Below are 2,213 nucleotides of genomic sequence, written 5' to 3'. Positions count from 1 at the left end.
CGCGACGAGGTTGATCCGCCGTTGCCACTTCCCCAGGAGGTCGGCGTAGAGGTCGAGGCGCGTGAGTGTTTCACGTGAAACACCCGCCGCGATCCGGTCCCGCGCCTCCTCCTCCGTCACGCCGAGCGCCGCTGGTCTTGGCGGATTCGCGTCAGGATGAGCGCGAGCGCCGCCGGCGTCATCCCGTCGATCCGCCCCGCCTGCCCCAGCGTGCGCGGGCGGATGCGTCCGAGCTTGCCGCGAAGCTCCGTCGAAAGACCGGTGAGGGTCGCGTAATCCAGCGTCTCGGGAATCACTTCGCCCTCGTCGCGGGCCAGCGCCTCGGCGTCGCGCTTCTGCCGCTCCACGTAGGTGGCATAAAGCGCCTCGATCTCGAGCTGTTCCAGCGTGTTCTCGGGAAGGCCCTCGAGCTCGGGCACGAGGGGACGGAGGTCGGCGATGCCGATATCCGGAAAGGCGAGGAGCTGCATGCCGTTTCGTCGGATGCCGTCCTGGTTGACCGGCAGTCCGGCCTTCCGCGCCTCGGTCGGCGACATCTCGCGGGCGAGCAGCGCGTCGCGCCCCCGGTCGAGCAGAGACATCCGGCGCTCGAAGGCCTCGGCCCGCGCAGCGTCGAGGATGCCCCAGTTCAGCGCGCGCGGCATGAGCCGTTGATCGGCATTGTCCGCACGGAGCGAGAGACGATACTCGGCGCGTGAGGTGAACATCCGGTAGGGTTCGGACACGCCGCGCGTCACGAGGTCGTCGACGAGCACACCGATATAGGCCTCGTCCCGCCCGAAGCGCGCCGGTGCCTGCCCCTGAACCTGCCGCGCGGCGTTCAGTCCCGCCACGAGACCCTGAGCCGCGGCCTCCTCGTAGCCCGTGGTGCCGTTGATCTGACCGGCGAGGAACAACCCCGGCAGTGCCTTCAGTTGCAGGAGATCGTCGAGGCTGCGCGGATCGACATAGTCGTACTCGATGGCATAGCCCGGCTGGAGGATCTCCGCCGCCTCCAGCCCTTCGATCGAGCGGACGTAATCCTCCTGCACCTCGGCCGGAAGCGAGGTGGAGATCCCGTTCGGGTAGACGACCTCGCTCTCCAGCCCTTCGGGTTCGAGGAAGACCTGGTGCGAGGTCTTGTCGGCGAAGCGCACCACCTTGTCCTCGATGGAGGGGCAATAGCGCGGGCCGACCCCCTGGATGTGGCCGCCGTACATGGCCGAACGCGGGAGGTTCCGCGTGATGATCTCGTGGGTGCGCGCGTTCGTGTGCGCGATCCCGCAGGAGATCTGCCGGACGTAAGGCCTCTCCGACAGGAAGGAGAACATCGAGGGCGCGTCGTCCGCCGGCTGCATCTCGAGGATGTCCCACCGGATGCTCCGCGTGTGCAGGCGCGGCGGCGTCCCCGTCTTGAGCCGCCCGAGCGGCAGGCCGAGATCGTCCAGCCGCTCCGCCAGCCGGACGGACGGCTTGTCGCCCATGCGGCCGCCCGGCCGTGAGACATCGCCGATATGGATCACGCCGCGCAGAAAGGTTCCCGTGGTCAGGACCACGGCGCTGGCCGGCACCTCGGCCCCGTCGGCAAGCATCACACCCTGGACCTGTCCGCCCGCCACCAGCAGGTCGGCCACTTCGCCTTCGATCACCGCGAGGCCCGGCTGGGCTTCCACGGCCTCGAGCACGGCCTGACGATAGAGCGCGCGGTCGGATTGCGTGCGTGGTCCGCGGACCGCCGGACCCTTGCGTCGATTTAGCAGGCGGAACTGGATGCCCGAGCGGTCCGCGGCCATGCCCATGACACCGCCGAGCGCATCGATCTCGCGGACGAGGTGCCCCTTGCCGAGGCCGCCGATTGCCGGATTGCAGGACATGACGCCGATCCCGTCGCGCGACAGCGTGACGAGCGCCGTGCGCGCACCGGACCGTGCGGAGGCCGCGGCCGCTTCGACGCCTGCGTGCCCGCCACCGATGACGACGACATCGAAGTCCCGATGTTTCACGTGAAACACTCCTACTTGCCAATGCAGAACGAGGAGAAGATCTCGCCCAGGATGGCCTCGATATCGATGCGCCCCGTCAGCGAGTCAAGCGCGGCCATGGCGTCGCGCAGGTGCTCGGCAGCGATCTCGGGCGCGTCCGGCATTTCGTCCAGCGCATTCCGGGCGGCACCGATGGACACGAGCGCCCGCTGCATGGCCGCCCTGTGCCGTGCATGTGTTGCGGTGGCGATC

At 68.9% G+C, this 2,213-nt stretch carries 1 protein-coding gene and 1 pseudogene; both read right to left on the bottom strand.

What is annotated here, in order from left to right; translation table 11 throughout:
* Window positions 1-116: 116 nt before the first annotated feature.
* Entirely contained in the window at window positions 117-1,982 is a 1,866-nt protein-coding gene (mnmG, locus tag ACTS11_RS18725) for a tRNA uridine-5-carboxymethylaminomethyl(34) synthesis enzyme MnmG (RefSeq protein WP_442641803.1), read from the bottom strand.
* A gap of 11 nt (window positions 1,983-1,993) precedes the next feature.
* Window positions 1,994-2,213, bottom strand: a pseudogene (locus tag ACTS11_RS18720) (tRNA uridine-5-carboxymethylaminomethyl(34) synthesis GTPase MnmE); the annotation flags it as partial.

This window comes from Roseicyclus sp., from assembly GCF_052168335.1.
Lineage (GTDB): Bacteria > Pseudomonadota > Alphaproteobacteria > Rhodobacterales > Rhodobacteraceae > Roseibacterium.
The sequence above is the reverse complement of the archived record's forward strand: the minus strand, read 5'-3'. Positions and strand labels throughout refer to the sequence as shown.